At 59.0% G+C, this 25,128-nt stretch carries 20 protein-coding genes, 1 tRNA gene and 1 pseudogene; 10 read left to right on the top strand and 12 right to left on the bottom strand.

Going from position 1 to position 25,128, the window contains the following annotated elements; genetic code table 11:
* The first annotated feature begins 261 nt into the window (after positions 1-261).
* Positions 262-984 carry a leucine-rich repeat domain-containing protein gene (locus E4K64_RS41360; protein WP_235884888.1) on the top strand — a complete coding sequence of 241 codons (723 nt, stop codon included), beginning with the start codon at positions 262-264 and terminating at the stop codon, positions 982-984.
* Positions 903-1,688, top strand: a complete 786-nt coding sequence (locus E4K64_RS41355; RefSeq protein ID WP_235884887.1) for an NEL domain-containing protein — start codon at positions 903-905, stop codon at positions 1,686-1,688. The genes E4K64_RS41360 and E4K64_RS41355 overlap by 82 nt, the downstream gene beginning before the upstream one ends.
* A 421-nt stretch (positions 1,689-2,109) precedes the next feature.
* On the opposite strand, the pseudogene E4K64_RS35045 reads toward E4K64_RS41355, so the two are convergent.
* Together E4K64_RS35045 and E4K64_RS35040 are read right to left on the bottom strand one after the other, a co-directional pair.
* Positions 2,110-2,465: pseudogene (locus E4K64_RS35045) on the bottom strand (transposase); the annotation flags it as partial.
* A gap of 138 nt (positions 2,466-2,603) precedes the next feature.
* Positions 2,604-4,244 (bottom strand): recombinase family protein, encoded by a 1,641-nt coding sequence (locus E4K64_RS35040; RefSeq protein WP_126261746.1) that lies wholly within the window; start codon positions 4,242-4,244, stop codon positions 2,604-2,606.
* 163 nt (positions 4,245-4,407) lie between these two features.
* Between E4K64_RS35040 and E4K64_RS35035 the strand changes: the two genes are divergently transcribed.
* Entirely contained in the window at positions 4,408-4,839 is a 432-nt protein-coding gene (locus E4K64_RS35035) for a GSU2403 family nucleotidyltransferase fold protein (protein ID WP_126261745.1), read from the top strand.
* 130 nt (positions 4,840-4,969) lie between these two features.
* On the opposite strand, the gene E4K64_RS40715 is transcribed toward E4K64_RS35035, so the two are convergent.
* Both E4K64_RS40715 and E4K64_RS35030 read right to left on the bottom strand, forming a co-directional pair.
* Positions 4,970-5,110, bottom strand: a complete 141-nt coding sequence (locus tag E4K64_RS40715; RefSeq protein ID WP_164719090.1) for a hypothetical protein — start codon at positions 5,108-5,110, stop codon at positions 4,970-4,972.
* A gap of 559 nt (positions 5,111-5,669) precedes the next feature.
* Positions 5,670-5,745: transfer RNA gene (locus E4K64_RS35030), tRNA-Ile, on the bottom strand.
* 904 nt (positions 5,746-6,649) lie between these two features.
* Between E4K64_RS35030 and E4K64_RS40710 the strand changes: the two genes are divergently transcribed.
* Positions 6,650-6,790: a hypothetical protein gene (locus E4K64_RS40710; protein WP_157336773.1), complete on the top strand. Its 141-nt coding sequence runs from the start codon at positions 6,650-6,652 to the stop codon at positions 6,788-6,790.
* An 817-nt stretch (positions 6,791-7,607) separates the two neighbouring features.
* Here E4K64_RS40710 and pyc read toward each other — a convergent pair.
* The 6 genes from pyc to E4K64_RS35000 form a co-directional block, all read right to left on the bottom strand.
* Positions 7,608-11,048: a pyruvate carboxylase gene (gene pyc / locus E4K64_RS35025; protein WP_126261744.1), complete on the bottom strand. Its 3,441-nt coding sequence runs from the start codon at positions 11,046-11,048 to the stop codon at positions 7,608-7,610.
* Positions 11,049-11,187: 139 nt separating this feature from the next.
* Positions 11,188-12,204 carry a zinc-dependent alcohol dehydrogenase family protein gene (locus E4K64_RS35020; protein ID WP_205680556.1) on the bottom strand — a complete coding sequence of 339 codons (1,017 nt, stop codon included), beginning with the start codon at positions 12,202-12,204 and terminating at the stop codon, positions 11,188-11,190.
* A gap of 65 nt (positions 12,205-12,269) precedes the next feature.
* The gene (locus tag E4K64_RS35015) at positions 12,270-13,706 is read right to left on the bottom strand and encodes an aldehyde dehydrogenase family protein (protein WP_126261743.1); all 1,437 of its coding nucleotides are present in this window, start codon (positions 13,704-13,706) and stop codon (positions 12,270-12,272) included.
* Between the two features lie 311 nt (positions 13,707-14,017).
* The gene (locus E4K64_RS35010) at positions 14,018-14,338 is read right to left on the bottom strand and encodes a substrate-binding domain-containing protein (RefSeq protein ID WP_126261742.1); all 321 of its coding nucleotides are present in this window, start codon (positions 14,336-14,338) and stop codon (positions 14,018-14,020) included.
* Positions 14,339-14,437: 99 nt separating this feature from the next.
* The gene (locus E4K64_RS35005) at positions 14,438-15,478 is read right to left on the bottom strand and encodes a LysR family transcriptional regulator (RefSeq protein ID WP_126261741.1); all 1,041 of its coding nucleotides are present in this window, start codon (positions 15,476-15,478) and stop codon (positions 14,438-14,440) included.
* A gap of 23 nt (positions 15,479-15,501) precedes the next feature.
* Positions 15,502-15,861 (bottom strand): EthD family reductase, encoded by a 360-nt coding sequence (locus tag E4K64_RS35000; protein WP_235884886.1) that lies wholly within the window; start codon positions 15,859-15,861, stop codon positions 15,502-15,504.
* A 202-nt stretch (positions 15,862-16,063) separates the two neighbouring features.
* Here E4K64_RS35000 and E4K64_RS34995 point away from each other — a divergent pair, with 202 nt between their 5' ends.
* Entirely contained in the window at positions 16,064-16,969 is a 906-nt protein-coding gene (locus E4K64_RS34995) for a LysR family transcriptional regulator (protein WP_126261740.1), read from the top strand.
* A 281-nt stretch (positions 16,970-17,250) separates the two neighbouring features.
* Here the strand turns inward: E4K64_RS34995 and E4K64_RS34990 are convergent, their stop codons facing one another.
* Together E4K64_RS34990 and E4K64_RS34985 are read right to left on the bottom strand one after the other, a co-directional pair.
* Positions 17,251-18,147, bottom strand: a complete 897-nt coding sequence (locus tag E4K64_RS34990) for an amidohydrolase family protein (protein WP_126261739.1) — start codon at positions 18,145-18,147, stop codon at positions 17,251-17,253.
* Between the two features lie 29 nt (positions 18,148-18,176).
* The gene (locus E4K64_RS34985) at positions 18,177-18,944 is read right to left on the bottom strand and encodes an SDR family NAD(P)-dependent oxidoreductase (RefSeq protein ID WP_235884885.1); all 768 of its coding nucleotides are present in this window, start codon (positions 18,942-18,944) and stop codon (positions 18,177-18,179) included.
* Positions 18,945-19,044: 100 nt separating this feature from the next.
* Here E4K64_RS34985 and E4K64_RS34980 point away from each other — a divergent pair, with 100 nt between their 5' ends.
* The 5 genes from E4K64_RS34980 (at position 19,045) to E4K64_RS34960 (ending at position 25,028) form a co-directional block, all read left to right on the top strand.
* A complete protein-coding gene (locus E4K64_RS34980) occupies positions 19,045-20,262 on the top strand; it encodes a substrate-binding domain-containing protein (protein WP_235884884.1) in 1,218 nt (405 codons plus the stop codon).
* Positions 20,263-20,320: 58 nt separating this feature from the next.
* Entirely contained in the window at positions 20,321-21,841 is a 1,521-nt protein-coding gene (locus E4K64_RS34975; protein WP_126261738.1) for a sugar ABC transporter ATP-binding protein, read from the top strand.
* Positions 21,838-22,818 carry an ABC transporter permease gene (locus E4K64_RS34970; RefSeq protein ID WP_126261737.1) on the top strand — a complete coding sequence of 327 codons (981 nt, stop codon included), beginning with the start codon at positions 21,838-21,840 and terminating at the stop codon, positions 22,816-22,818. The genes E4K64_RS34975 and E4K64_RS34970 overlap by 4 nt, the downstream gene beginning before the upstream one ends.
* Positions 22,819-22,967: 149 nt before the next feature.
* On the top strand, positions 22,968-24,602 hold the full coding sequence (locus E4K64_RS34965; RefSeq protein WP_126261736.1) for a GMC family oxidoreductase: 1,635 nt from the start codon (positions 22,968-22,970) through the stop codon (positions 24,600-24,602).
* Between the two features lie 12 nt (positions 24,603-24,614).
* Positions 24,615-25,028: a hypothetical protein gene (locus E4K64_RS34960; RefSeq protein WP_164719089.1), complete on the top strand. Its 414-nt coding sequence runs from the start codon at positions 24,615-24,617 to the stop codon at positions 25,026-25,028.
* The last annotated feature ends 100 nt before the right edge of the window (positions 25,029-25,128 follow it).

The raw sequence follows: 25,128 nt of genomic DNA, 5'->3' as shown, positions 1-25,128 counted from the left end.
GAGGGTTGGATGGAACGAAGCCGAAGTCAAATTCGGCTCAATGCGTGAGGTGCACTGTACTGACCTCACCGCGGGGGTTTAGTAGAGTTGTTGCCTATAATAGCACAAAAGAAAATCCCGGCTTCCAACCGGGGTTTTCGACTGTGGCCCGGGCGGGAGAAGCGGATTGCCTATGGCATGCGCGAGCTGACAAGTCAGTATTCGACTCGCTGGCGGGCGAATGCGTCGTATCCTCCCAGAAATTGAGCTGCTGCCGGTTTGATGGACACCGCGATTAGGTGTTTCATGAAGTCGGAGGTGGGCGACGAAGAGACTGCCTTGCCAGCCTCACTCCTGCCCACGCTCCGCACCCTCAATGTCATCGGTAACCAGTTGAGCAGGCTGCCGGCCCAGCTTCCGGGCGGACTCCGGGACCTCTACGCCTCTGATAACCGGCTGACTAGTCTGCCCGACCTTCCAGCCAGGCTCCGCCGCCTAGACGTCAGCGAAAATCAGCTGACGAGCCTGCCCGATCTTCCAGCCAGACTGCGCTACCTGGACGCAAGCAACAACCAGCTGACGAGCCTGCCCGACATCCCGGCCAGGATTGGATATCTGGACGTCAGCGAAAATCAGTTGACCGATCTGCCCGGGACACTCCCGGTCGGGCTTGAAATGCTCGGCGCCAGTAACAACCAGCTGACCGGCCTGGCCGCGACCGTGCTGACGCAGCTCGGCAGCGCGTCCAGCATTGACCTGCGGTCTAATCCGATACCGGCCACGGTGCTGGCCGATTTGGCGTCAGCCACACGTGGCGCGGATTATGCCGGTCCGCAGGTCTTGCTATCGATGCCACTACAACCGGTGGAACATCAGCCGCGGCTACTGTTGTCGCGGATTGGCTCGCCGACGAGCCCGGCGCAGTGGACGCGTGGCAGGGCTTCGCCGAAGAGCCCGGTGCGCAGGACTTCGCACTCTTTCTCGAAAGTCTCGCGGGCACCGTGAACTATGGTCATCAGCCGTTCCGCGACCAAGTAGCCGAGAATCTGCTACGAGCCGCGATGAGGCCGGCGCTGCGCGAGCGGCTTTTCGAGCTGGCCAATGGATCGACTGCGTCGTGCGAGGACCGCATCACTTTGACCTGGAACGGCATGCAGACCGCACGCCTGAACGCTGATGTCAATGAAGGGCTCTATGACAATCGGCTCGATCAACTGCTCCAACACGGCCGTGTTATGTTTCGTTTGGAGGCGCTTGACGAGATCGCACGCGAGACGGTCAGCTCCCTCCGTGGTGCCGACCCGCAGGCAAATATCGACGAGATCGAGGTCTATCTTGCCTATCAGACCCAGCTACGGGATCAGCTGGAACTGCGCCACATCGCCCCGGATATGCGCTTCTTGAATCTTGCTGACGTCACGCCTTACGACGTTGCCAGGGCTGAGACGTCGGTGCGGGAACAGGAAGAGACGGGTTTGGCGGATTTTCTGGCAACGCGCTGGGAGCCTTGGGATACGGTGGTGAGGCGGATCGCCCCCGATGATCATGCCGCGATGCGGGACCGGCTTGCCGATGCCCTGGAGGATGAGTTTCCGACGCGCTTGAACGAGCGGCTCGCGGAGCATGGCCTGACGGAGGATGTTGATGCCCGGCGGGTGGTCGGAGCACAGATCCTCAGCGAAATCGCACGTGAGACAAGGGCGAGCTAATGGACAGGGTTCTCCGGGAGCACGGCCTCGAGCTTTGATCGATGCGATAGCCGCCCCGATCACGCGGTCTCGTTTGGAGATTTCGGACGAGCAATTGGTTGTCGTCCGTGAAGAGCGGCTACCCGTGCCGCGGTTGGCAAGAGATCACACGTCCACGCTACAACGGCGCGGACGGGCCCTTCCGCACCTCCAAAAGCGCCGCCGAATTGCGCGACAACGCGCTCAATGTCGGTCATGGTTAGTCTGGACACGAACAGCAAACACGCAACGGCTTTTTGGGCTCGCAAGGTTGAGTGGAATCCATCGGCTACAAATTGGCCCAGGGCGCTGATCAACCAACCCGAGAATCCCTGCTGGTGCAATTCGGCAGGCCAAAGCTGCAGCTCCTTTTGAGTACTCTTATTCATCGGAAACAGCACCTGAGCCGCTTGCTGCAATGGCTCAGATCAGAGCGCTCGTGCGGGAAAAGCATGGCGGAAGAACTCTTCGCCGCTGAAGAACTGGAAACATGGGTCGCGAACCCAGCGCTCGCACACACCTCTCAGACAGCCCGTAAATGTCCTTGAGCCGCAAGACGGATCATGAAGTGGGTCTCGACCCAAGCCGGCCGTCCTCGCTGTAAAGCGGAGCGATCTCGCCGTCGAGCCAGTCCCACTCGATCTTGTTGGCGAGCTGAACCAGCTCGTGCTTCATGTTAATGATCTGATCCAGCCGCGCCCGGAACACATCGTTCGATCCCGTCGTCTTGTGCTTCTTCGGCGCATCGTCCCCTTCGATGCGCTACTGAATCATGTCCGATGAGCTCATCGAGGTTGAGGCGTGCCGCTCCTAGGCACCGCTGGTCGGAAAGAGGAATGCTCGACATCGGGACAGAGCATTATGGAGCGCCGCTTCGCGGAAGATCCTGATCTACATTCAGTGCCGTGCGCGGGCTCTCTTGGTCTTGGTTTCCTTCGGGCTCGATCGTTTGTCGTGCGGCGCTGGGGAGGAGCGGCCTGTCCCAACTACTCGCCCGACGATCGCTCGTGCCAAGCCATCAGCGGTTTCGAAGCGAGGTATCCCACGGCGAATGCGAGCCCTCTCAGAAAACGTCATGGTTCGTTTTGCTTTCCCGTCAGTGAAGAGCAGTACGTAATCGAGCACCGACTTGTTATGCTCAGCCATCCTGGCTGCGGCAATCCAGCCGTGAGGCAGGCGTGTCTCACGCTTTATAGACCAGTACGGTGCGCGGTTTTGCCTTCCGCACCAGAGGGCTACGCGAATTGAGATGTTGATCGACCCGTTCACGCGCAAGTAACCCGTTCCTTCGCGAGAGGCAGTTTGGCCACCTGTCTTTCTAATAGCCATGCCGATTAGCGAGCCGAGCTTTGCCGTTTCCTCAGCCCACTGGGGACGCGAGCCAAGAAACTCATAGCTTCGCTTGGGAGTGTAGCCGATTAGCCGATACACGTTCATCATGCCACCGAAGTGGTTTTGATAGGTCGAGGCGCAAGGGAGGCCTACCGTGCTGGCTATGATGGCAGAGCTCAGGCGTCCCTCCTTGAGCAGCGTCTTGCGTAGACGGGCAAGCATCTCCTCTTCAGTGAGGTCGACACGCCGTTCTTCAATGATCTTGTTTACCTTCAGGAAGGTTTCGCGTTCGACGATCGGCTCGATACATCCCTCGCTGGTGATCCAAAGCTCGGGAGGATTGCAGGTGCAGTTCCGCCGCAGCTTGCGTGATCGGCGGTTGAAGGTCATGTTTCCAATGTAGTTCTCGTTTCTGAGCACCGCGTTAACCGCTGCACGCGTCCACCGAACTCCTGTGCTGGTGAGTATGGCCTTCCGGTTTAGCTCCCGTGCGATAATAGCTTCAGACTTTACCTGCAGAAATCGATCGAAGATCCACTTCACCACGGCTACTTCCTCGGGAGTGCCGGGGCGCACTCGGACATGATCAGTTGAGAGGTACTTCTGATCACCGTTCTTCAGTACGCCTCGCGACCGCTGACTCTGATCGACAAGTTCTCGCAAGAGCGCATAACCGGGGCGACCTCCGACCTTGAAGCCAAGCCGGGCGAACCGGCACTGCGCAGCGTGAACCTTTACCGAAAGCTCGCGACTGTATTCCGCTGCCATTACGCGCTTGATGTTCTTGATGATGCTGGAGAGCACGCTGCCGTCATTGTCAAACTGCTCCGCACAATAGGCGATGTTGATGCCTGCCTGTTTGCAGAGGAATTCGTAATACGCGCTCTCGTCGACATTCTGAAAGCGGCCCCACCGGCTTACGTCATAGACCAGAATATGACCAAAATCGGCTTCTCCTGCTTGGACATCCTTGATGAGCTGTTTAAGGCCGGCCCTGTTCTTGATGATCAGGCCGCTCTCTCCCTCGTCGCGATAGGTTCGTACAATCATCAGGTTATGGGCGTGCGCGTATGCTGCAATCACAGCAGCCTGATTCTCAATCGAGTATTGCTGCCGTTGTGTCGACATGCGTACATACTGTGCGGCTCTCATGCCGAGCTGCGATCGTACCGGGTGAGCCTTATAGATCTCGAGCGCGTTGGCCATCATTCTCGCTCCCGAACGTTACACCGGAGCGAATCAAACATTTATTCGACATTGCAGCAAGAATTACTTCGATTGGAAGAATCCCCTCCATTTCCGCCGTTGTGATGTAGTTGGGGCGAACGCCTCGCTCCGAAGGCCTTAGGGCGTCAGACTCGATCCGGGCTTGGCCACGACGGAAGACATCGATCTGCTGTTCGACGCGCGCGGCGGGCTTACGTTCGTCGCAGACGACGCCGTCTCTGAGTCATCGCTCACGAAGATACTCAAGCGAGTGGGCACTAGCTTCGAACGCGCCAAGCAGACGTTTCGCGCTGTAAACCGAGACGGCTATCTCGCCGATTTGATTAGGCCCATGCAGAGCCCGCCTTGGCGGAAGGCTTTAGATAAGATCGGCTTGGACCCGGAAAAGTTGACCGCTGTGCAAATCGAAGGACTCGATTGGCTGCAGAATGCTCCCGCGTTCGAGGCGGTCGCGATCGACGAAAAGGGCGAACCGGTACGCATCGTAGCTCCGGATCCGGGGGTTTGGACCGTCCATAAGCTATGGCTGTCCCGTCGGGCGGACAGAGAGGCGATCAAACGCCAACGACAGTAGCACAGGCAGAAGCCGTGGCGTTCTGGTGGTGAACTATCTCCCGTTTGACGCGACAATTAGGGATGCTTCCGAAAGAGGTGGTGGACAGCGCGGCGCCTCTTTTCGCCAAGAAGGATGGCGTTGCGCGAGCCTAGCGGGCAGGGTCGGCAAAAACGGGTCCGACATACCCGGCGCCGCCGATCATCGCCGGCACCATGATGATGATCAGCATCCAGCTGCTCATCGACTTGCCCAAGATCATGATGTCGGGCATCAGCACCAGCTTGAGCATTGGTGCCGCTGGCAGCCCAGCGGCTGGAGATCGCTTACGTACGTGGCCTTGATATCCCGTCTACAGGCTTGGTCGCTGATTTCAAAGACGGGATTCGTCCATCATCTCACCGTCCGTAAACGTCAGCAGCCTCAGTACCTCGTTGTTAGAAGCGGAAGCGTGCGCTCCAGCAATTCAGTAACGTCCCGCCTCCCGGCGGTCGAACCACGCGTCTGCGCTTATTGCGGGGGTGGGTTTGCTCGTCCTGGACCGGACCAACCTTTCGAATGCATAGCTATTGCGGTCTCGGTCGGCTTGAGGGAACCAGCAGTCCGGGACGCACGTAAAGCGCAAGAAACCAACGCTTTTCATTAGCCGTGACACACCAACGGAGCGTGGAAACGATTGCTCTGGATCAAGCGGATCGCGATGGCTGGCCATCCCAACTATTTTCCGATGCGGTCGACAAAATCGCCAAGTGCGGCCTGGCCGGTGAACGAAAAGAGCACGTATCTGGTGCGGTGGTTCCGATTCGGCAAAATGGTGCCTGATAAGTTATTATTATTATTATTGAGTTGTCTGGTGGGCCCGGCAGGACTCGAACCTGCAACCAGACCGTTATGAGCGGCCGGCTCTAACCATTGAGCTACAGGCCCAGTCCTGGCGGCCACCGAAAAGCAGCCAGCGAGGTTGAAGGGGATCGTCTATCGGGTGGCTGGCATTCTTGCAATGCCAATTAGAACAAGTGCGAGGCTAAGTCTCACCGCGGACCAGAACAGGCAGATCGGCCAGGCGAGCATCTCGCCTTCCTACAGCAGGAGCGCCGGCACTCTCGCCGAGATACGGTGAGCACGGCCGCTCACCGCGTCCTTTGCTCCCGTCGCAGATGGTGAGGTCGACGTCCGCGGCAATAGCATCCACCGGGGTCCGAGCGACCTCGCCTGGCAAAGCATGAAGCTGCCGAAAAGCCAGTGGTTAGCTGCTGTATTGCCGTGTCGCCCGGATACCTGCGCTCCACGCGTATAGCAGGGCTCGTCATTCAATTCGTATCCGCCGATCGCGCGGAGCTTGAAGTTCACCGGGGTGTGGGAGGCGATGGTGCGCGCGTTCCGCCAATGTCGGTTGATCGCGAGTTCTCGGAGATCAGAGAAGCTCCGCCGACCTCGAAAAGCTCGGTCGTCGCGGCGAGAGATGACAACTGCGTCTGTGCTGCGGCGAGTTCAGACGCATCAAGCTGTTGCGAGTCCTGTTAGCGGCTGTCTAGTGTTCTCGCGAGCTCGTCGACGCCGGCGAGGACTGCTGCACGCGCGCCAAAAGCAGCGCTGAAAAGCTTGCCGATGACCCGTTGCACCAGGGATCGTTCCGCGGCAGGTCGGCAACCGGCGTGCGTGAACGTGCGGGTTCGCGCCTTAATCCACTCCGTCGTGTCGCTAGCGACGCGCCGCACAATTCCAGCGAGGGTCGCAAGCAGGACCAGTTGAACATATGCCGTTCCAAAAAACCGGCTCTCCGTCCTAAATCCGGAACCAAGAATTCGGTCCTCGGGGATCGCCTACATTCTTGAAATCAGTTGTACCGCTCGCGGTGGCAGAAGCCATCCCAATCGTCGTGGATGCTGACGCCGGGCTGATTGGTGTCGACGAGTACGGCGATCCGCTTGCCGCTCTGGTCAGCCGCTACGATCAAGTTATCGGCGTATAGCGTGCCAGTTCGTAATACTTCGTGCCATTGAGCCGCATTCCGCCTCCGTCCGACGTCATCGCCGTCAGGTAGCGATCGGCGGCGCCGACGCCCAACGCGGTCGTGGCGCCCCCGATCAGCGCACTGTTAGCGACGGCTTTGATCTCATTTCTTGGTCAGCTCTCATTCTCGTGGAGGAATGCCGCAATGAATTCGCAACGAATTGCACGAAACGATCGTGAACAGAACGCGTATTAAGAAAGTCAATGATTTAGAAGATGTTCACTGCGTTCGGGACGCAGGGCATCCCTCCGTCAGATCGCGACTTGAACCGAATGTCGGTATCGGTGGTTGCGCCTCCCCGCAACCAACGAACGCTGCGAAAGCAAGCTTCGGTGTTAGCTAGGCGCGGCAATCGCCCGGCGACTCTCGCAATTCCACTGGCGCGGTCGAAGCCTATGGCGAGTTGCTTGTGCCCGGCTATTTTCTTGAGCGGGCTATTTTACTTGCTTGCGCTACTTCAGCGCCCCTTCGCTTCAGACTGAAGCGGCCGGCGACTTCACTCAGAGAAATGGTCCGTGTGTAACTGGGGAGCGGATATGCCGCGTGCGCAGCCCCTTCGGGGAGGTTATGGGACCCAGGAGTGTCGATCCAAGATAGAGCATTTGATCTCAACTGAGAGCGCCGTCGTGAAGGCAACTGACGAAATCGACGAGATCCTCGATCACATCGACGATGATACGTTCTCAGCAAATCACGCTCTCTCTCCTGGCTAGAACTTGTCGGCCTGCTGTCCGATGGGCTGGGATCGTGCGGAAGCTGGATCAGCCCATCGATATCACTCCAATTCGATGAGCAGATCCTTAGTCTCGACCTGGCTGCCCGGACCGACATGGATGGCCTTCACTCTTGACGCCCTGTCCGCGTGCAACCCAGTCTCCATCTTCATCGCCTCGATGCTCAGCAGGAGATCTCCGGCCTCGACGGCTTGGCCCACGGAGACTGCGATGGAGGAGATGGCGCCCGGCATTGGGGCGCCGACCTGGCTCGGATCTCTGTCCGTGGCCTTCGCGCGGACCGCTATCTTGCTCTTGAGTTCACGATTTGGAACGCGGACTATGCGAGGTTGACCGTTCAGCTCGAAAAAGACTTTGACCTCGCCTTCCTCGGAATTTTCGCCGATGGCCTGAAGACGAATTTCGAGCGTCTTGCCAGGATCGATCCCAACCGAGATCTCTTCTCCGAGCTGCATCCCGTAGAAGAACGTACGAGTCGGAAGCGTGCGCACCGGGCCGTAGATCTGATGGCGTTCGATATAGTCGATGAACACTTTCGGATACATGAGGTATCCGTGTAGATCCTCGTCATCCGGAGCGAAGCCGTCCAGCGTCGCTGCTAGTGTCTTGCGGGCTGCTTCCAAATCGACGGGCGCCAAGCCAAGGCCGGGCCGTGTCGTCAACAAGGGGCCGCCTTTCAGCACCTTTCGTTGCATTCCCTCGGGCCAGCCCCCATGCGGTTGGCCGATATTTCCCTTCATCATATCCACCACCGAATCGGGGAAGGCGACCTCGACGGAGGGGTCCTCGACTTGCCCGCGGCTCAGGCCCTGGGCGACCATGACCAGGGCCATGTCGCCGACGACCTTTGAGGACGGCGTGACCTTCACGATATCGCCGAAGATCAAGTTGGCGTCCGCGTAGGCTTTCGCGATGTCGGGCCAGCGCTCGGCCAGGCCGAGCGAGCGAGCCTGGGCCTGCAGGTTGCTGAACTGCCCACCGGGCATTTCGTGAAGGAAGACCTCCGAAGCAGGTGCGGTTAGACCAGATTCGAAGGCGGCATACTGAGCCCTGACCTGTTCCCAATAGTTTGAGATTTCGCGGATGGCCTCACTGTCTAGTTCCGCGTCACGGTCGGTGTGTCGAAGCGCTTGGACGATTGATCCAAGGCAAGGCTGCGAGGTGCCGCCCGAAAAGGCATCCATGGCGGCATCGACCGCGTCGACACCGGCTTCGCAAGCGGCGAGGACGGTCGCCGCCGACATTCCCGAGGTGTCGTGCGTGTGGAAGTGAATCGGAAGTCCCACGTCCTCCTTCAGCGCCTTGATGAGGATTCGAGCCTGTTGAGGTTTCAGCAGGCCCGCCATATCCTTCAAACCGAGGATGTGGGCACCTGCCACCTTTAGCTCTTTTGCCCGATCGACATAGTATTTAAGGTCGTATTTTGGGCGCTTGGGATCCAACAAATCCCCCGTATAGCAAATGGTGCCTTCGCATACCTTGTTTGCCTCGATGACGGCATCCATGGCGACACGCATGTTCTCAACCCAGTTGAGCGAGTCAAACACGCGAAAGACGTCGACTCCGGACTTTGCGGCCCGCAAGACAAAGCTGCGAACCACATTGTCGGGATAGTTGGTGTACCCGACCCCGTTGGCGGAACGCAGGAGCATTTGGGTGAGGATATTCGGGATCGCGGCCCGAAGGTCGCGCAACCGTTGCCATGGACATTCCTGAAGGAAGCGATAGGCCACATCGAAGGTCGCGCCGCCCCAGCATTCGATGCTGAAGAGTTGAGGGAGGTTTGCGGCATAGGCGGGCGCGATCCGGAGCATGTCGATCGAACGCATTCGCGTGGCAAGCAGCGATTGATGCCCGTCGCGCATCGTCGTGTCGGTGATCAGCACCCGCTCCTGAGCGGATAGCCAGTCCGCCAGGGCCTGCGGTCCGTCCTTTTCGAGAATGTCGCGGGTGCCGGGAGCGATAACGCCTCGTGGCGGGGGCAGCCTGGGCTCGGATATCCCGGTCGTCGGCTTTGGGCGCGTCTTGGTCTCGGGATGTCCGTTGACCGTGACGTCCGCGATATAAGTCAGGAGCTTGGTCGCTCTGTCGCGCCGTTTTGTGAACCTCAGCAACCCCGGCGTGGTGTCAATGAACTGAGTCGTATACCCGTTGCTCCGGAATTGCGCGTCGTTGAGAAGGTTCACGAGAAATTCGATGTTGGTGCTGACACCCCTGATACGAAACTCGCGGAGCGCGCGAACCATCCGGTTGGTCGCAAGGTCTTCTGTCGGAGCCCAGGCTATCACCTTGACCAGCAACGAGTCGAAATGTCGTGTGATGACGGCGCCGGAATAGGCGGTGCCGCTGTCCAAGCGGATGCCCATTCCCGTAGCCGAGCGGTAGGCCGCGATACGACCGTAATCGGGGATAAAGTTGTTCTGTGGATCCTCCGTGGTTACACGGCACTGCAAGGCATGCCCAGTGAGCCGAATGTCCTCCTGTCTGGCGACACCTGTTGCTTCGGCAAGCGTAGCGCCTTCCGTCAGCAACATCTGCGCCTGCACGATGTCGATACCGGTGACTTGCTCCGTTATCGTGTGTTCGACTTGGATGCGCGGATTGACTTCGATGAAATAAAATCTCCCGGAGTCCACGTCCATCAAAAATTCGACCGTTCCGGCACATCGATAACCGACGTGCAGGCATATGCGCCTCGCAAGCTCGCATACTTCGGAACGTTGTTCCGCCGAGAGATAAGGTGCAGGGGCGCGCTCGACCACTTTTTGGTTCCGGCGCTGAACGCTGCAGTCGCGCTCGAAGAGATGAAAGATGTTGCCGTAGCTGTCGCCGAGGATCTGGACCTCGACATGGCGCGCCCGCTCGATCAGCTTTTCCAGATATCCTTCGCCGTTTCCGAAGGCGGCTTCGGCTTCGCGGCGGCCTTCGAGAACTTTGGACTGAAGTTCTTCCGGGCTATAGACTGTACGCATTCCCCGACCACCGCCGCCCCAGGACGCCTTCAGCATCAGCGGATATCCGATGTCGGATGCCTCCTTGCGGATAGCGTCGAAATCGTCGCCTAAGACACCAGTTGCTGGCACGACGGGTACGCCGGCTTCGATCGCAACGCGACGAGCGGAGGCCTTGTCGCCGAGAAGACGCATCGTTGCGGCCGTTGGCCCGATGAAGGCGATGCCGGCAGCCTCGCACGCTTCCACAAGTTCGGGACTCTCAGAGAGAAGTCCATAGCCGGGGTGGATTGCGTCCGCACCCGACGATCGCGCAACGCGGATGATCTCGGGGATCGAGAGATAGGCGCCCACGGGCGACATCCCCCGACCGATCAGATAAGCCTCGTCGGCCTTGAACCGATGCAATGAAAGCTTGTCTTCTTCGGCATAAATCGCAACCGTCGTCTTGCTCAACTCGGTCGCTGCGCGCATGACGCGAATTGCGATTTCGCTTCGGTTTGCGACCAGGATCTTGTTGAACTTGCGCACGTTCAAGTATCCTCTTGCTCAAGGTGTTGGACGGGAAAGGAAGACGGGCACGACAACTGACGCCGTCGTGCCCGTCACTATGTTTCCGTACTAGACAGATGGCGTCGCGAAAGTTCGTAACGTCCGATGCTATGGCAAATTACATCGTAATGGCGATCTTTCCGAAGTGTGCGCCACTTTTCATGTAGTTGAAGGCGTCTGCAGCCTCGGACAGATCGAAAGTCTTGTCGACGACCGGCTTGATTCCAGCCACCTCGATCGCGCGATTCATGTCAACGAAACCACGCCTCGAACCAACGGCGATCCCTTTGACGTTCACCATTGGGCCGATCAACTGTCGGATGTTCAATTCCGTCGAATAGCCGGCGACAAACCCGACGACACTGATCGTTCCCCCAAAAGCAACCGCGCTCAACGACCTGCCCAACGATGATCCAATGGTCTCGACCACGATATCCGCGCCACGGCCGTCGGTGAGCCGCTTTACTTCGACATCCCATTCCGGAGTGGTGCGATAGTTGACGCCAAAGTCGGCCCCAAGCGCTTTCGCCCGCGCCAGCTTTTCGTCGGATGACGACAGAATGGTAACTCGGGCCCCCGACAGCTTGGCGAACTGAAGTGCGAAGAGCGAAACACCGCCGGTTCCCTGGAGCAGAACGTCGTCTCCGGATTTGACGTTTGCTTCGTTCAAAGCCGACCACGCTGTAAGACCAGCGATGGGCAGCGTGGCGGCTTCCACGTCGGTCAGGTGCGACGGAGGCGTGACCGCGTCCTCTTCCGGGATGAGGATGTAATCCTGAAGAACGCCGGCCAGCGGCGCACCGAGGGTGCGCTTCGCGCGTTGCTCCGGAGTAGGTTTGCCGTCGTGCCAGCCCTGGGTGTAGATGGGGACGATTCGATCTCCCTTCTTGAACCGGGTGACGCCCGGTCCGATCTCCGCCACAGTGCCGCACGCGTCGGAGGCGGGCACATAGGGCAAAGGAAGACCCTTGATATAGTCACCGCCCAGTACGGCCAGGTCGCGATAGTTCAGCGTCGCCGCCTCCACCCTGAGCAACACCTCTCCCTTTCCTGGCGTTGGTATAGGGACCTCGGTCAACTTGAGGCCCGAGATCGCGAACTGGTGCGCTTGCATAGCCCGCATTGTCGCCGACATGATTGCTCCTCGTTTTTTTTGTGGCGGTTCCGCGCTATCGGATATCAGCGCCGCCTGGTTAGTGATCAAGCGTGCTTGATCACGACTGTCTTCAGGTTCGAATAGTCGTCCATCGCCACAAGACCCTTTTCCCGTCCATGGCCGCTTTTGCCGGTGCCTCCGAAGGGCAACTCGATGCCCGCGCCGGCTCCGTAACAGTTTACGAACACTTGGCCGGAGCGCAGCCGCTTCGCAAGATGCATTTGTCGGCCGCCATCCCTGGTCCAGACTGCTGCCACAAGGCCGAATTCAGTTCCGTTGGCGATGCGTACCGCGTCATCCTCATCGTCGAACGGAATGGCGGCCAGCACGGGGCCGAACACCTCCTGTTGCGCGAGCTCGTGGTCCGTCGGCACCGGCCCGAACAGCGCGGGCCGGACGAAGAACCCACCCGGGTCGACGCCCTCCGCAATCTGGCCTTCGGCGAGGAGGGGGAGGCCGCTGGTGGTGGCGCGATCGACGAAGCCCAGGACGGTCTTCTTTTGTCCGGCGGTGATGATCGGACCGCAGTCGAGATCCATCTCCGGGCTGCCGACCCGCACGGCCTTGAATCGCTCGCTAAGTGTCGCGATGAAGTCGTCGAAGATGCGCCTTTGAACAAGGACGCGGCTTCCGGCCGAGCAGGTTTGGCCACTATTCTGGATGATGGCGGCGCAGATCGTCCTGGTGGCCGCTTCGAAATCGGCATCTTCGAACACAAGCTGGGGCGACTTGCCGCCGAGCTCGAGAGTACAATTGATGTAGTTGTCCGCGGCCAACTTCTGGATCTGCTGGCCGACCTCGGGTGAGCCGGTGAACGAGACAAAGTTCACGCCGGGATGCGTCGTAAGCGCTACGCCCACTTTGCTTCCAAATCCTGTCACGATGTTGATCGCGCCGTCGGGAAGGCCGGCTTCCGTCGCGAGCTCGGCGAGCCGTAGAATGGAGGCGGATGCGGCCTCGGCCGGCTTGAGAACAGTTGCGTTGCCGACCGCTAGCGAAGGAGCAAGTGTCCGGCCGAACATCTGGGCGGGATAGTTCCAGGGAAGGATATGCCCCGTCACACCCTTTGGCTCACGCACGACGGCGACGAAATGATCATTGAGGTACGGAATCGTGTGTCCATAGACCTTGTCCGTTGCGCCACCATAGTACTCGAAATATCGAGCGACCGCGTTGATATCGTTTCGCGCCACCGTCATGGGCTTTCCGGTGTCCCGCGCTTCGATGGCGGCAAGCTCCTCCTTCTTCTCGAGGATGCGCTGCGAAATGGCGATCAGAATGCGTCCCCGTTCCGCGGCGGTCAACTTGCCCCATGCGCCGGTTTCGAAGGCGCTGCGGGCCGCCTTGACGGCCAGATCGACGTCCTCACGGGTGCCGGCGGCGATTTTGCCGTAGGCCTTCCCCGTGCTGGGATCGATCATATCGGTCGTCTCGCCATTGGATGCGCCGACCCATTTGCCACCAATGAAGTGCTTCGACATGATGTCAACTCCTGTCTGTTGCCGCCGCGATCTAGAAGCACGGGCAGGAGGGTGGTCTCAATGGCGTCTACGATCTACCTGCTATTATGTTGCCCTATGGGTGCGATCGCATGGCGCGTCCCATTTGATTGCGTCGGACGGTAATCGATCCGAAATCGTCAGTTATCGGCCCGAGACAAGATGGCTCGCGCGATACACTCGCCCGAGCCATCGAGGGAAAGCGAGAGCCTATCGGCCCGTCGGCGAAGGCCCCACCTACGTCACGCGTGCGAAAAGCAACGCCGCGTATGGACTGGGCGATGAGGTCGCCGTTAGTTTCCGACTTGCGGATCGGATGCGAATTCTCGGGCGTTCCCCCTGGTAAGCACTCTTGTCTCGAGGTCGATCCGGGCTTTGGGCGTCCCGCCCTTCAGCGTGGTAACCATGGCATTCATGCCCTCGTAACCCATTCTGAAGGGATCCTGCACAATGACGCCCAGAAGCTTTCCTTCCTTGATCAGTTCGTAGGCGCGTGCACTCAAGTCGAATGTCACCAGCTTCACGTCCTGTCGCTTCGCGGCCTCCAGGGTCGCGGCGGCACCTTGAGCCACGATTTCGTTTTCGAAGAAAATCCCGGCGATGTCCGGCGTCAAGGAGGCTACCGTGTTCTACTTCTGGTTGTGATTAGCCTTCGCACTGGCTCGCGTTTCGAATCCGTACGTCGGCGCGGATCCGAGACGTCGCGTTCACGACTACTTCGCGGTTTGCGCTAGCGAGAATTCTCTATTCACCTGAACGAAACTCGGAGACGATCTCATGAAGTTGTCATCCGGACCGCTCATCCTGGAACGCTTGACACGCGTAGCAAGCCAATCCCCCCGGCCGATGAGATCCCATGCGATGTTTGTCAGGGTTTCGGCAGCCTTGACGGACGCGCGCGTCACGAATTGGGATGGATTGCGCGCCAGGAATATCCCGCGCCGGAAGACGGGCTTCACGATCCGGGCTGCGGACAACTCGCCTCGTTTCAGTTCTTCGGAGATGGCCGCGTGCGCGAGCAAGGTATGGCCATGGCCGCTCTGAACCAGGTGCTTGATGACGGTGAGGGAGTTGATCTCGTGTTGGATGTTGAGCTTCAGCTGGGACGAGCGTGCGCGCTCGTCGACGAAGCGCCGAAGGCCGTGTTGCCCCGTCGGCACAATGAGGGGGAAGCTGTCGACTGCACTGAGATCGACGGCGTCATCAGCAAAACCGTGCCGGTCGCAGTGCTTAAAGGCGTTCGGAGGACCGACCAGAAAAAGTTCTTCGACGGCGATTTGTTCCAGCAACAGATGCCGGCTGTCCTGAATCCCGTAGAGAATGCCGACGTCAAGGTCGCCCTTGGTCAGCCACTCGCGGATATGTCCTGACATCGCCTCGATTAGTCTCAGCTGCACGCGAGGTGTCTCCTGTGCAGCTGCAGCAATAAGGGGAGCGCCGATCAATGTGGCAAAAGAGCTCGGCAAGCCAATCGTGACCTCCGATCGGACATAGCTATCCTCCGCCTTGATCTCATCCCGAGCGCGCTCGATGTCCGAAATGATGTTGCGCGCGTGCTCGCGGAAAACCTGTCCGGCCTCGGTGAGCACGACCCCGCGTGACGTTCGTTGAAAGAGCTTCGAGCCCAATTCCTCCTCGAGCCGGAGAAGCATCTGGCTCAACGAGGGTTGGGCAATATCCAGGCGCTCGGCGGCTCCGGTCACCGAGCCCGTCTCTGAGATAACCAGGAAGCATTTAAGTTGGCGCTCGTCCATTGCGCCGCCCTCTGAATCCGAGTCTAACGCGCCTTGCCGCCTAGCCCATCGTCGGCCGGCCAAATGAATCGCTCCTCATAGGCGATGACTCCGCATATCGTAGAGGTGAAGTTGGGGAGATCGGCCAACAATGTCTTCCCTTCGGGGCTCGAAAGAGACGCGTCATGGGCCTCCTTGCTTTCGAACCAGAGCTCCGAAAAGCCGTCGTAGGCCGCATTGGGATAGGCATCGCGATCAATAAAGTTGATCGCGTAGCGCTTGAGCCCCGGGATTTTCTTGCACAGCTCCGCATGAACGGTTCGCCAATGCTGGACGAACTGCTCTTTCGTCATGTCTTCGCGCTTTGTGAGAAAACCGATACGTTTCGCGTATTTCGCGTTCACGTCGTTAACCTCCCGATGCTGCTTATTGCGCCAACTAAAGGCGCCTTGTCCGAAGCCGGTACCGTAGCTGGCAACTGACTGTTATTGGAATTTCTTCTAGGTTGGAATTGAAGCTAGGCCATTTTCCAAACGAACCAGAAGCGGTATGTTCCGAATGAAGCGTTCGTCAGAGCCGAACGCGGGCACAAACTTACGGCGGAAGATGCGTTACGATCTGGTCGATTTGAGAGTGTTTCTCGCGGTTCTAGACGAAGGAAACCTATCGCGCGGTGCCCAGCGGTGTAACCTGGCGCCATCCTCCGTCAGCCAACGTATCAGGCAGCTCGAAGACGCTCTCGGTACCCCCCTTCTTGAACGAAATCGCGAGGGTGTCAGCCCCACGCCTGCCGGTACAGTTCTGGCTAACTATGCTCGCAAGTCGTTTGAGCTGCTTGAGCAGATGCACGCCGATATGCTGCCATTCTCGGCGGGTATGCCCGGGAGGATCACACTGTTTGCGAATACCAACGCAGTTAATTCGTTTCTCCCCGATGATCTTGCAATCTTCTTCAAGCATCATCCATCTGTCCGTATCGCACTCGAAGAGAAGAACAGCCACGACATACTGGCCGCGGTCGCAGACCGGCGCGCCGATGTCGGGATCGTTGCGCTTCAGGCCAACCATAAAGAACTAGCCTTCTTTCCGTATCGTGATGACGAGCTGGTTGTCCTCGTGCCGCTGAGCAGCCCGATCAATAAAGACAGGCCGGTTCGTTTCGAGGAATGTCTTCGCGAGCCATTCGTTAACCTGCAACGAGGCGCAGCGATCAACGCCTTCTTACTGAGCCATGCCGCAGCTCTTGGCGCGACGCTCGATATTCGCGTGCATGTTCCCGGCTACCGGGCCATTGCTCATCTTGTCGCGTCAGGGGCGGGCGTTAGCATTGTGCCCCGCTCGGTTGTTGAGAAGGAAGACGAGAAGCGACTGGCGATGTTGCCTCTGGCTGAGCCATGGGCAGAGCGAAATTTGCGAATTTGTGTCCGGCAGGACGCCCCGGCCAACCATCACCGCGACGAGCTCGTGAGGATCCTTGTCGAGTGCGCTGCCGCAGCGACGACTGCGGCCTAGTCGGAATGCGCTCGTCCTGTTCGTTGGCCAGGTCATGGGAGCCGCGGTCGTAACGGTCTCTGTTCAGCGCATCGAGTCCCTTCACGAGCTTCGCGCGAGGGGATACGGTCGGCGCCGATCGGCTGAGCGATCGGTGAGGGTGGGCTCGGGAGATTCCTGAGGCTCCCCACCCCCCGCAAAAGGGGGTGGGGTTGGCTCCTGTCGTGGTCCGTCCCACGGACTACTGCAACAATGTAGATACTTATTGTCGCGGCAGTGCGCCGATGCTCGCGGACCCGATGTCAAAGCCGATAGACGCGTAGAGCGTTATCGTGAAAGAGCTTCTTCTTGTCGGTATCGGACAAGTCCTTCACGATCTCGAAGAAAGCCTCGTAGATCCGGTCGAAGCTGGCGTAGATCTTGTCGACTGGGAAGTTGCTTGCGAACATGCACCGATCGACCCCAAAGTAGTCGATCGTCTTGAGGACGAACGGCCGGATGCTTGCGACCGTCCACTCAGGGTCGACCATTCCGAGGCCTGAGATCTTGGCATGGACGCTTGGAACGGACGCCAGAGCCCGCATGCCGTCTTGCCAGGTCTGAACGCCCGCCGCATCCCGCTGAAGAGGCATTCCGGTATGGTTCAGGATGATGGTCGTGTCCTCGTGGTCACGGGCAACGCGGGCTGCGTCCATCATCTGGTGGGGATAGAGCTGAAGGTCGAAAGAGAAGTCGTACTTCTTCAGCAGGCCAAAACCCTTCAGCCACTTCGGGTCTCGCAGCAGGTCCGAACGTTCGATGAAAGTGTAGCGAGGATCCTGATGCCAGTTGAGGATCTGGCGAATGCCGCGGACCGCCTTGCTTTCCGCGTGGCTTGCAAGAACGCTGTCGGCATTGTCGGCCTCCAGATCCGCGTGCGCGACGATGGCCGTCGGGAAACCTGTCTTGTTTTTCATGTCCTGAAGCCAACGTGTCTCGGCGAGAATGTCGGCCGAGAGCGCGTCGAGATGGACGTCCTTCACGACATTCCATCGTTTGGAATCCTCGCGGTAGTCCGCGAGTGAGTAGGATTTCATGATGGACCGGAGGCTACCTGCGATCGGAGCCACCGGTTCGCCGTTTTGGCAAAGCCAGGGATAGGAATAGTTTTCGAGATCCCAGAGGTGATGATGGGGGTCGATTATGGCGCTGACGGACATGACGTCTCTCCAATGGCTCTATCTATGGGTCAGCCCGCGACGTACCCGCCATCGACCATCAAGATATGGCCGGTAATGAAGGCGGCATCGTCGCTTGCGAGGAAAACCAGGGCTTTTGCGACTTCGTCGGGTTCGGCCCAACGCTTCATCGGATGCGCGGCCTTCACGGCATCCGCGCCTGCCTTCGGGTCGGGAAGGCCATTCAGATAGCGCGTGAGGAACGGCGTATTGATAGCACCCGGACCGACGGCGTTCACGCGGACGCCCGAGCCGGCATACTCAACGGCCAGTTGCCGGACGAGCTGCAGAACGGCGCCTTTCGAAGCGCAGTAAGCGGCCTGGGAAGGCAGTCCGACGACGCTGGAGATGGAGCCGGTCGCCGTAATCGATCCCTTCTTGGCGGCGAGCATGTTTGGAAGAGCTCGCTTCGCGGTCAGGAAGAAGGATTTTGCGTTCCCCGCGAGGACTGCATCCCAGTCTTGCTCGCTGGTTTCGTGCAGCGCCTTGGCAATCATGTAGCCGGCGTTGCTGATAAGGGCTTGAACGGCGCCGAACTTGTCCTCGCCAGCACCGAAGATCTTATCGACATCGACGCTCTTCGAGACGTCGCCAGTGATCGTCGTGATCCGGGCGCCGGAGAATTCCCTATTCAGGTCATGAACCTGATCGGCAATGTCCGTCGCGATGATCTTGGCGTCGTTCTCGGCGAGTTGACGGATGACTTCCTTGCCGACTCCCCCCGCAGCTCCCGTCACGAGCACGACGCAATCTTTCATACCATTCCCTTTTGCCTGCATGAGCTAGTCCTCCCAAAGGTTAGTGTGAGGATGCGACGTAATCCCAGGTGGCGCGCAGGCAGCTAGGCCGCATTCATTCTGATGGCAATTGGTACTGGCTATGGCCGCCTGCCAGCGGTCGGTGCCAGCGATATCAAATTCTAATCGGTGCCAGAGCGTAGGGATAATTGCCGATCGGGGGATCCAATCGCCATGCTCGGACCGTGCCGGCTTTGAGACAGGAAGCTGGCGTCATTGCCGTGAGGTATGGCGCCGCCGCTTCCAGAACAGAACGATCGGACGAGCCGACGGTGGCTCGGAGAAGAATATTCCTTTGCATAGGGAGGTGGGAATGACTGTTAGCAAGCGCGACGTATTGAAGTTTTCGACGCTACTCGGAGCGTCCGTTCTGGCATCGCCGTTCATCGGCAGGGCGATGGCCGCGGACAAGAAGTTCAAGCTCGGATATTCCCAGTTCTGGGGCACGAATACCTTCCTTCGCACACAGATCGCCGGCGCCCGGAAGGCGATGGGCGAATGGGAAAAGAAGGGCGTGTCGGTCGAGCTCTTGGTGACCAACGGCGGCGACACCGATACCACCAAGCAGGTCGGAGATCTCGAAGACCTTTATACGCAGAAGATCGATGGTCTGCTGATCTTCCCTGGTGACTCAGTCGTTCTCGCAGATCCCGTCAAGAATATCTACAACAAGAACAAGATTCCGGTTGTTGTCACCGATATCGGCCTAAACTCGGGCGACTGGGTGACCTACGTCGTGACGGCGAACGAATTGGGCGGTCGCATGGCCGCCGATCATATGGCCACTCTGGTGCCTAAGGGGGCCAAGGTTATCGTCTTCGACCATGGTCCGGCCGTGCAGTGCATCATCGACCGCAATCGCGGCTTCGAGCAGCGCTCCAAGGAGCTCGGCTTGACCGTCCTTCCGCGCAAGGTGATGAAGCTCTCCCTCGAGGACGGCCGACGCACGATGGAAGATACGCTGACCGAGATCCCGGACATCGCCGGTGTCTTCTTCCAGAACCACGCGCCGACGATCGGTGCTGAGGCGACGCTCGAGGCGGCGAAGCGCTTGGACGTGAAGCTCGTCAACTTCGATACCGATCCCACGGCCTACCGCCTCGTCAAGGAAGGCAAGATCGCGGGCACGATCGTCCAGAACCCCTTCGAGATGGGCTATGTCGGCATGAACTCGATGCTGTCGTTCCTGACGGGCGGAAAAACGGATAAGCTGGTCGAGTTGCCGCCGAAACTCATGACCAAGGCCAACGCTGCCGAGTTCGTCAATGAACCGCAGGTCCTCGACGCCAAGGTCAATTGAAGCGCGAACAAATCGTGGAGTGTCCGGCGAATGCCGGACACTCCGGACGGGGGAAACAATGAGTGAGTTGGCACTCGTCTGCAAGGACGTCAAGAAAACCTTCGGCAGCATCAAGGCTCTTCGAAGCGCAAGCTTCACGCTGGAAAAGGGACAGGTGGTTGGGCTCGTCGGAGAGAACGGAGCGGGCAAGAGCACCCTTCTCAAGATTCTAGCCGGCGTCTACCAGGCCGATTCTGCCGAGAGCATCAAGTTGCTCGGGAAAGATTACAGCCCACACAACGCGATCGACGCCCTCAAGCGCGGCATCGTGACCATCCATCAGGACATAAATCTTGTGGAAGGAATGACCGTCGCGGAGAACATTTTCCTGAACAATGAGCCGACGAGTCGTCTCGGCATTCTTACGGCTGGCAGCCTCAACGCGAAAGCGCAAGAGCTTCTCGACCACTACGGAATCGAGGTCGACGCAAGTCAGCAAGTCAGCCGGCTGCCGAATGACCTGAAGAAGATGGTGCAGATCATCAAGGCGATGACTTGGAAGCCAACCATCTTGCTGATGGATGAGCCCACGTCCTCGCTGACCGCAACCGAGGTCGACGTCGTTCTCAAGCTCATTACCGAGTTGTCTCGCAGAGGCGTCGCGATCGTCTTCGTTTCCCATTATCTGTCCGAAGTATTTCGGATCTGCGACACGATTACGATATTGCGCGACGGCCAGACCATCGCCAATCTGCAGAAGGAGTCGACCTCGATTTCGGAGGTTGTGCAGCATATGCTCGGACGTAAGCTGGTCGAAGTCGACGCCAGGAGCAAGCGAGGTGCGGTCGCGAGCACTGAGGTGCTTCTGTCGGTGCGGGGTCTGAGTGTGCCAGGGATGCTTCACGACGTTTCGTTCGATCTTCATCGTGGCGAAATCCTGGGCTTCACCGGTTTAACGGGCTCCGGTCTCACGGAGCTCGCAAAGACCTTGTTCGGCGTCGAGGGATATCAGCCGTCCAAGGGAACGATCGCGATCCGCGGTAACGTAAAGAGCCATTGGAATCCCGGCAAGGCCATCAAGGAAGGGGTGGCCCTGTTGACCGGTGACCGGCTGCGCGAGGGGATTCTGCCCGATTTCACCATCGCGGAGAATGTTGGGCTTCCCATCATCGGCAAGTTGCGCAATGCACTGGGGTTGCTGTCGAGGAGCAAGATCGACGCCATGGGAACGCGGTGCGTCCGTGAGCTCAACGTCAAGGCGCCGAGCGCGCATGTTCCGATCAGAACGCTAAGTGGCGGAAACCAGCAGAAGGTGCTGATTGCGAAGTGGCTGGAAACGCGCCCAAAAATTTTCATTCTGGATGATCCGACCGTCGGTATAGACGTCGGCTCCAAGGACGAGATCAGAAAGATCATCGAACGCATTGCCTCCGAAGGTGTCGGAGTCATCATAATCAGCACCGAGATGCCGGACATCGAGAAGCTCTGTGACCGGGCTATCGTGATGTTCCGCGGCTCCATCGTTGGAGAGTTTGCCGGCGCGCAGCTGGAGCACAATCGAATTCTCGAAACTTCGGTCAGTGGGAGGAAAGCGGCATGAGCACATACACGCTAGAGGCTGGGCGCTCGAATTTGCAGGAGAGTATTCGACGCTCGTACGGTCTCATCCAGTCCGTGGCTGTCCTGCTCGTTCTGGTCGTGGTGATGTCGATCGTCTCACCGCGGTTTGCGTCCGTGATAAACATTCAGAACCTGATGGCTCAGATGTCGGCAGCGCTAATCGTGGCTGCAGGCATGACCATCGTGATGATAAACGGCGAGTTCGATATCAGCGTGGGTGCCGTCCTGGCCCTGACGGCATCCATTGCCGGCAAGCTGATGCCCGAGATCGGAATCACGGCAACGTTTGCGCTTGCGCTGGTGGTGGGGCCCCTATTCGGCCTTTTCGCCGGCGTTGTCGTGACAAAGTTCGGCATCCCGTCGTTCATAACCACGCTCGGAACGATGATGATCGCCCGAAGCCTAGCGTTCGTGACAACTCAAGGACAGGTGGTGTCCAACGTCCCGGAGTCATTCAGGATTATCGGCCTTGGGCGACCCCTTGGCATTCCGATGCCCTTCATCATCGCAATCCTGACGATTCTGGCGGGTTACGTCCTCCTCAACCACACGGCTTTCGGAAAGAAGGTGTATGCCATTGGTGCGAATCGAAATGTGGCTGCGCTGTCCGGAATCAACGTGGATCGCATCAAAATCGTTTGTCTGATGATTTGTGGTCTTTGCGCGTCCTTCGCCGGGATGGTCCTGCTGGCGCGTATCGGATCGATCCAGGCCGACACGGCCCGCGGATTGGAATTCGAAGTGATTGCCGGCGTTGTTATCGGAGGTGTCAGCCTCAGCGGCGGGCAGGGCAATATCCTGCGAGTGATCATCGGTGTCGTGGTCATCGCGCTGATCAGGAACTTCCTCAATCTCGCTCGCATCGACATCTTCTGGCAGGACTTCGCGACCGGCTCGATCATTCTTGCCGCGGTCCTGTTGGACGCCCTCCAAAAGCGTATTGCGGGATCGCGTTGAGTCACCCATGGGGAGGGCCCTGCGCGGAAATCGGGGCGAGTACGCGCAGGGCCCGATGAAAAGAACTTGCGGGCGACACACCGCTATCAGGACAGCCGTTTGAAAAAGCCATCGACGCGTAAGCGTTGATTTGGAACGAGGAGGATGCCGTGAATACAGGCACGAAGGACATTGTGGACGCCGTTATCGTGGGCTCCGGACCGAGTGGAGCGATCGCGGCTCGTCGGCTGGCGGAGGCTGGATTATCCGTCGTTTGCCTCGAGCAGGGCGAGTACCCGAACTACACTTCGATCAATTTCGATGAGCCGACATTCGAGCTCAAAAGAGACCAGGTGTTCAGTTGGTACCCGAACAGGCGCATGAATGCAGCCGACTATCCGATCAACGACGAGGAATCAGACGTTGCGCCGTTCATGTGGAATGGCGTTGGAGGAAGTTCAGTGATCTACGCCGCGGCGTGGCATCGCTTTCAGCCGAGCAATTTCCGCGTCAAGACTTTGGACGGCGTCGGTGCGGACTGGCCGCTGACCTATGATGACCTGGCTCCGTACTACGCGCGGGCAGAGGAGCAGATGTCCGTGTCGGGAGTGGGTGGTGATCCATCCTATCCGCCGTTCGATCCACCGCTCCCGCCCATGCCGATGGGCGTGATCGACAAGAAACTATTCGCTGCTCACAAGCGTCTGGGGTGGCACATTTGGCCTGGTACCAACGCCATTGCCACGGTGAAGCATAACGGCATGAACCCGTGCGTGCGGCGCGGTGCATGCATGGCTCCGGCCTGTTTCGACGGAGCGAAGGGGTCCGTCGACCGGACGCATTGGCCCACCAACATCAAGCTAGGTGTGAAGCTCGTGCAGCGGGCGCGCGTGTCACGGGTCGAAACCGACCCATCGGGTCTCGCGACCGGCGTCACCTATATTGATCGTGAGTCGGGCAAGACGCATTTCCAGGCGGGGCGAATCGTCATCGTCAGTGCCAACGGCATCGGCAGCCCGCGGATCCTGTTGAACTCGCATAGTGCGAAGTTCCCCAAGGGGCTCGCCAATAGCTCCGATATGGTCGGACGCCACTTGATGATGCACCCCCACGGCATGGTGATGGGCCTGTTTGATGATCACTTCGACAGTTGGCAGGGTCCGACCGGACAGAGAGCCTATTCGCAGCAATTCACGGAGACGCAGCCCGGTGTCGGGTTCGTACGCGGCGCAAAGTGGCAGCTCATGGGCACGGGCGGACCGCTCGGGACAATTGGCGTCTGGCCGTGGGGTAAGCGCGCGGGCTGGGGAGCGGAATTCCACAAGACCGTTCACAAGCGGTTCGGTCGCTCCGCGATGTGGTCGATTATTGGCGAAGATCTGCCGAATCCCGAAAATAGGGTCGTGATCGATCCGGTCTTGAAGGATGCGGACGGAATTCCAGCGCCGAAAGTCATCTACCGGTGTGACGACAATTCCCGAAAGTTGGTCAAATGGCACGAGGAGCACGCCGCGATCTCGATGCGCGAGGCGGGGGCGTACGAGACCGTTATCGCGCCGGACTCGCGTGAAACAGGCTGGCACATTCTCGGGTCGGTTCGCATGGGGGCGGACCCCGCGACATCGGTGGTCGATGGATTCGGACGCGCCCACGATGTCCCGAATTTGTTCGTGATGGACGGCAGCGTGATGCCGACATCGGGGCCGGTGAACCCAACCGGAACCGTGGCCGCACTCGCTCTGCGCAATGCCGAAGCGATCGTGAACAGTCGTCGCGATCAGAAAGTCTCATCGAAAGTCGCCTGAGGAGCACCTTTTATGTCCACTACATACGAAGACATTCGCGCTCAGCTGGGGTGGCTGTGCGATGCCATGATCCCGGGGGACAATGAGCTGGGTATGCCCTCCGCGAGGGCCGCCGGCGTTCTGGAGACGCTGCTCCCGCGCGCACTCAAAGCGCGCCCGGATCTCGCGCCACGGTTCTACGAGATCGTCTCCAAGCTGCCTGCGGAGAATCCTCACGATCCGCTCGCGTTTGTCAATGCGATCCCGGTCGAGGAAATGGATGTCGTCGGTCGGTTCGTCGCGGGCGCGTATTTTTCGGGGGAAGAGGTATCCAAGAATCTCGGATTCACCGGCTTCCAGGCGCTTCCCATGAATCCCGACTACGACGAGATCATGGAGACGATCGAGCCCATTATTGCCCGCGGACCTTGCTACGTTAAGGTCTAGGTCAAGTCGCTCCGGACTTTGAAGGGGGTAGGCCGTCGTCCACGTGCGGCTGGCCTGCCCGTTGCTCCAATCCGGGCCCGTCGCCGAAGCCAAGTCCTGT

It is taken from the genome of Bradyrhizobium frederickii, assembly GCF_004570865.1.
GTDB classification, from domain to species: Bacteria; Pseudomonadota; Alphaproteobacteria; order Rhizobiales; family Xanthobacteraceae; genus Bradyrhizobium; species Bradyrhizobium frederickii.
The sequence above is the reverse complement of the archived record's forward strand: the minus strand, read 5'-3'. Positions and strand labels throughout refer to the sequence as shown.

Excerpts from the sequence above, each read along its gene's own strand:
- E4K64_RS41360 (WP_235884888.1), top strand. The coding sequence starts at position 262 with ATGGACACCGCGATTAGGTGTTTCATGAAGTCGGAGGTGGGCGACGAA.
- E4K64_RS35040 (WP_126261746.1), bottom strand. The coding sequence starts at position 4,244 with ATGGCCAACGCGCTCGAGATCTATAAGGCTCACCCGGTACGATCGCAG.
- E4K64_RS40715 (WP_164719090.1), bottom strand. The coding sequence starts at position 5,110 with ATGCTCAAGCTGGTGCTGATGCCCGACATCATGATCTTGGGCAAGTCG.
- E4K64_RS35020 (WP_205680556.1), bottom strand. The coding sequence starts at position 12,204 with ATGTCGGCGACAATGCGGGCTATGCAAGCGCACCAGTTCGCGATCTCG.
- E4K64_RS35015 (WP_126261743.1), bottom strand. The coding sequence starts at position 13,706 with ATGTCGAAGCACTTCATTGGTGGCAAATGGGTCGGCGCATCCAATGGC.
- E4K64_RS35005 (WP_126261741.1), bottom strand. The coding sequence starts at position 15,478 with ATGGACGAGCGCCAACTTAAATGCTTCCTGGTTATCTCAGAGACGGGC.
- E4K64_RS34995 (WP_126261740.1), top strand. The coding sequence starts at position 16,064 with ATGCGTTACGATCTGGTCGATTTGAGAGTGTTTCTCGCGGTTCTAGAC.
- E4K64_RS34990 (WP_126261739.1), bottom strand. The coding sequence starts at position 18,147 with ATGTCCGTCAGCGCCATAATCGACCCCCATCATCACCTCTGGGATCTC.
- E4K64_RS34985 (WP_235884885.1), bottom strand. The coding sequence starts at position 18,944 with ATGCAGGCAAAAGGGAATGGTATGAAAGATTGCGTCGTGCTCGTGACG.
- E4K64_RS34980 (WP_235884884.1), top strand. The coding sequence starts at position 19,045 with ATGGCCGCCTGCCAGCGGTCGGTGCCAGCGATATCAAATTCTAATCGG.
- E4K64_RS34975 (WP_126261738.1), top strand. The coding sequence starts at position 20,321 with ATGAGTGAGTTGGCACTCGTCTGCAAGGACGTCAAGAAAACCTTCGGC.
- E4K64_RS34970 (WP_126261737.1), top strand. The coding sequence starts at position 21,838 with ATGAGCACATACACGCTAGAGGCTGGGCGCTCGAATTTGCAGGAGAGT.
- E4K64_RS34960 (WP_164719089.1), top strand. The coding sequence starts at position 24,615 with ATGTCCACTACATACGAAGACATTCGCGCTCAGCTGGGGTGGCTGTGC.